Here is a 4,508-nt window from a genome sequence, read left to right on the forward strand (position 1 = left end):
CGAGACGCGCGAGGTACTGATCGCCTCGCTCGCGATGCTCCGCAACAAGCACGCCGACCTGCCGTCCCGCAAGCACGGCAACCCCCCGCAGTAGCGGGGGTGTCGGCACACCGCATGCGGCCCGCGGGCACAGCCCGCGGGCCGCATGCCCGTCTCAGGCCCCGTAGGGGCGTGCGGCGCGGCCCTCGCGCAGAGTCACGCCCCACCAGGCGAGCTTGTCGAGCAGGACCGCAGCGGCCTTCGCGGTGCCGTCCTGATCGACCGGCCGGCCGTCCTCGTCGAACTTCTCCCAGGCGTTGTGGAAGCTCACGACGTCCCGCATCGTGACGGCGTGCAGCTCGGCGAAGACCTGTCGCAACTGCTCGACCGCGCGCAGCCCGCCCGCCACGCCCCCGTAGGAGACGAAGCCGACCGGCTTGGCACGCCACTCGTCGTAGACGTAGTCGATGGCCAGCTTCAGCGAGGCCGGGTAGCCGTGGTTGTACTCAGGCGTGATCACCACGTACGCGTCGAGCCCGCCGATCCGCTCGGACAGGCCCGCGGCGCCGTCGGGGATGCCCGACGGGTCGAGGTTGAGCCGCAGTTCCTCGACAAGGGCGGGCTCGGACAGGTCGATGACGTGGACCTCCATGTCATCGCGCCGGCCGGCCTCGGTGCTGAACCACGTGGCGATCGTGTCGGCGAAGCGCCCCGTGCGGACACTGCCGATCAGGATGCCGACCTTCAGGGGGTTGCTGGACATGTGGGTTCCTCGGTTTCTGTTACGGCACGGGAAAGAGGAGAACGCGTGAGGGCCGGGAGCGCGCGTCGTTCGCTCCGTACGGCCCACGAGAGGCTCTCGGAGAGATGGTGATGTCAGCTCTGGAGATAGAGGGAAATGGGCAGGATACATCCGAAAAAGCCTGGTTTACGCCGTGTGGGGGCGTGGACACCGCCCACGGTCACCGCCGGGAATCGAGGGTCGCTGGAGAACGGCTCGACCTCCGGGCGGGAGCGCCGGCACGCTCGTGACCAGGGTTTTCCGTGTGGATCAGGCGGGATCAGGGAGCGGGGCCCGGTGCCGTGCATCGCACCGCGGAGGAGGGTGACGACGTGAGGGGGGCCCCTGGGCATCGAGGTCTCGAGGGAGTCACCGGCCGACGACGACGCCGTGAGGTGCGGCACCGGGGCACGCGAGCCGGGTGTGATCCAGACGAGAGGCCCTGACTCCTCTCAGGGGGCGGGCGCCAATGCCGGCGCCGCCCCGGGCCGGGTGAACAGGCGGTTGTGGTAGATCAAGGGCTCCGCCCCGCCCGCCCACACCGCCTCGACCCTGCCGACCAGGATGCTGTGGTCGCCGCCGTCCAGCACCTCGTGCAGGACGCAGGCGAGGCGGGCCGCGGCGGTACGCAGGCCCGGCAGTCCGAACTCGCACGGTTCCATGGGGCTGTCGGCGAACTTGTCGCGCCCCGTGCGGGCGAAACCGGCGGCGACGTCGGCCTGGTCGGCGGCCAGGACGTTCACCATGAACCGGTCGGCGGTGACGAGAGAGTTGTGGCAGGACGCAGACTTGGCCGGGCAGACCAGCACCAGCGGCGGTTGCAGCGAGAGCGAGGTGAAGGAGCCGGCGGTGAAGCCCCAGCGCCGCCCGCTCGCGTCCACCGTCGTCACGACGGTGACCGGCGTCGGCACGTGTGCCATGGCACGGGCGAACTCGGCGGGTTCGATGACGGGCAACGGTCCTCCTGGCGCTGGAGCGTGTGGTGCAGGGCTTCGGGCCCCGCACTTTCCGCCCGGCCCGGTGCGGCACCGGGCCGGGCGGAAAGTGCGTCGGGTCGTACGGGAGCGGACCACCGTGGCCGCGTCGAAGCCGCCCCGGTCCGCGTCAGACGGTGTTCTCCCCGCGGTGCCGCTCCACGGCCTTGCGCAGGGAAGCGACGACGGTGTGCACGTCGGTGTCGCTCAGGCCCGGGTGCAGGGGCAGGCACAGGGTCCGGTCGGCCGCCCAGTCGGAGGCCGGCAGTTCCGGCACGACCGGGCTGTAGGCGGGAACCCGGTGCAGGGGCGCGTAGCGGAAGGTGGTGTAGATGTCGCCGGCCAGCAGGTCGCCGGCCACTCGGTCCCGGATTCCGGGGGCCATCTGCACCCAGTAGAAGTAGTGGGTCGATTCATGTCCCTCGGGCAGCGGCGGAGGGGTCGTCAGTCCGTCGATCCCGGCCAGCTCCCGGTCGTACAGGGCGACGATCTCCTTGCGCCGGGCCACCATCTCGGGGAGCCTTCGCAGTTGTACGGCGCCGATGGCGGCCGTGAGGTCGTTGCCGATGACGCGGCGGCCAGGCTCGGGGATGTCCAGTTCCCACCAGCGGGCCGAGACCTTCGCGTAGCCGAAGCCGCTGGGCTGGGCGAGCCCGTGGTAGGCGAGGCGGCGCATCCGGGCCGCACGTCCGGCGTCCTTGACGTAGATCATCCCGCCGTCGCCGGTGACAAGCACCTTGGCTGCGTCGAAGCTCCACATGGCGAGGTCGCCGAAGGTGCCGACGGCCTTGCCGTCGACGCGGGACGCCACCGAGCAGGCGGAGTCCTCGACGAGCGTGACGCCCAGCTCGCGGCAGCGCTCGGCGATGCGGACGATGTCGCCCGGGTAGCCGCCGTAGTGGAGCACGACGACTGCCTTGGTGCGGTCGGTGATGACCCGTTCCAGGTCCTCGACCGTGGGGTTGAGGGTGCGCCGGTCCACGTCGCAGAAGACGGGGCGGCCGCCGGCGGTCAGGATCGCGTTGGCCGCGGCGAGGAAGCTGGGCGAGGGCAGGACGACCTCGTCGCCTTCCGCGAGGTCCAGCGACTCCAGTGCCAGGAAGAGCCCCGAGGTGCCGGAGTTGATGAAGATGACATGTTCCGGCGCGACATCCAGGTGGTCGGCGAACGCCGCCTCGAATGCCTTGGTGCGCGGTCCGTGGCCGAGCCACCGGTCCTCGAACACCTCGGCGACCGCGTCGAGTTCTTCGGCTCCCACCTGGGGCTGAAAAAGGTTGATCATAGCCGCCTCTCCCGTCCGGATACCGGCACCGAGCTTGGGAAGGACCGCTCGATCCGCGGTCGAGGCTCGGTTGCGGACCCGGGCCCGGGGCGGTCACGGCGGGCGGTCCCGTCGTGTGCGAGGGGCCTTCGAGCAGCGCTCCAGCGGGAGGCAAGATCCTCCGAGTGCGTCACCGTGTCGAGCCGCCGGGTGAAACGCGCGCCCGGGCAGGACGAGCGGGCCGCCCCTCGGCAGGGGCACGGCCGGCGGGGCCGACGGGCGCCGGGCCGCCCGAGGGCGGTCCGCGCCGTCACCCCCCGGAGCCCCGGCGTCCGTGGTGGCCTCGGCACCCGCTGCCCGGAACCACGGTCGCCGGTTTCGGTCACCATCCCGATCCTGAGGAGTACGAGCATGTCACAGCCCGGACTGCGTGAAGTGGAGCACGACATCACGGTCTCGGCCCCGGCCGAAGCGGTGTACCGCCTGATCGCCGATGTCCAGAACTGGCCGCGGATCTTCCCTCCGACCATCCATGTCGACCGTGTCGCCGAAGGGGAGCGGGAGGAGCGTTTACGTATCTGGGCCACGGCGAACGGCGAGGCCAAGAACTGGACCTCCCGCCGCGCCCTGGATCCGGAACGGCTGACGGTCACCTTCCGTCAGGAGGTTTGCGCCCCTCCCATCGCGGCCATGGGCGGTACCTGGATCATCGAGCCGCTCGAGGACGGCGGGTCCCGGGTGCGGCTGCTGCACGACTACCGTGCCGTCGGTGACGACCCCGGCCACCTCGCGTGGATCGACGAGGCCGTGGACCGCAACTCCCGCTCGGAGCTGGCGGCGCTGAAGGCCAACGTCGAGTCGGCGCACGCCGCCGAGGACCTGACGTTCTCCTTCGAGGACAGCGTCCGGGTGGACGGTTCGGTCAAGGACGTCTTCGACTTCGTCAATGAGGCGGGGCTGTGGCCGCAGCGGCTGCCTCATGTGGCCGACGTCCGTCTGACGGAGGACACGCCGGGTCTTCAGGAGCTGGAGATGAACACCCGCACCAAGGACGGTTCGGTGCACACCACCAAGTCGTACCGGGTGACGTTCCCGTACCGCGGGATCGCGTACAAGCAGACCGTGCTGCCGTCGCTGATGACCCTGCACACGGGTTACTGGACCTTCGCCGAGGACGGCGAGTGCGTCACCGCTTCCTCCCAGCACACGGTCACCCTCGACATGAACAACATCGCCCGGGTCCTGGGCGCCGGCGCGACCGTCGCGGACGCCAAGCAGTTCGTGCGCACAGCGCTCGGGACCAACAGCCTCACCACCCTCAACCACGCCAAGGCCTTCGCGGAGCGCCGCGACCGGTGACAGGGTGCGGGCCCCGCCCGGGCGGCCCGTACCCGGCCACCGGGGTCATGTTCAGAGCGGGCCGGCCGCCTTGCGCAGCGCGTCCACGCGGTCGGTGCGCTCCCAGGTGAAGTCGGGGAGCTCACGGCCGAAGTGGCCGTAGGCGGCGGTCTGG

4 protein-coding genes are annotated in these 4,508 nt (G+C 70.9%); 1 reads left to right on the top strand and 3 read right to left on the bottom strand.

Annotation, left to right across the window (positions count from 1 at the left end; all coding sequences use genetic code 11):
• Positions 1-154 precede the first annotated feature (154 nt).
• From ACWD04_RS33730 to ACWD04_RS33740, 3 genes are all read right to left on the bottom strand, one after another.
• Positions 155-742, bottom strand: a complete 588-nt coding sequence (locus tag ACWD04_RS33730) for an NADPH-dependent FMN reductase (protein WP_451137540.1) — start codon at positions 740-742, stop codon at positions 155-157.
• A gap of 470 nt (positions 743-1,212) precedes the next feature.
• Complete coding sequence (locus ACWD04_RS33735) at positions 1,213-1,716, bottom strand: flavin reductase family protein (RefSeq protein ID WP_451137541.1); 504 nt, start codon at positions 1,714-1,716, stop codon at positions 1,213-1,215.
• 148 nt (positions 1,717-1,864) lie between these two features.
• Complete coding sequence (locus ACWD04_RS33740) at positions 1,865-3,016, bottom strand: DegT/DnrJ/EryC1/StrS family aminotransferase (RefSeq protein ID WP_451137542.1); 1,152 nt, start codon at positions 3,014-3,016, stop codon at positions 1,865-1,867.
• Between the two features lie 390 nt (positions 3,017-3,406).
• Here ACWD04_RS33740 and ACWD04_RS33745 point away from each other — a divergent pair, with 390 nt between their 5' ends.
• Positions 3,407-4,354: an aromatase/cyclase gene (locus ACWD04_RS33745; RefSeq protein ID WP_451137543.1), complete on the top strand. Its 948-nt coding sequence runs from the start codon at positions 3,407-3,409 to the stop codon at positions 4,352-4,354.
• Positions 4,355-4,508: the final 154 nt, after the last annotated feature.

The sequence above is a fragment of the Streptomyces sp. NPDC002911 genome (assembly GCF_053591835.1).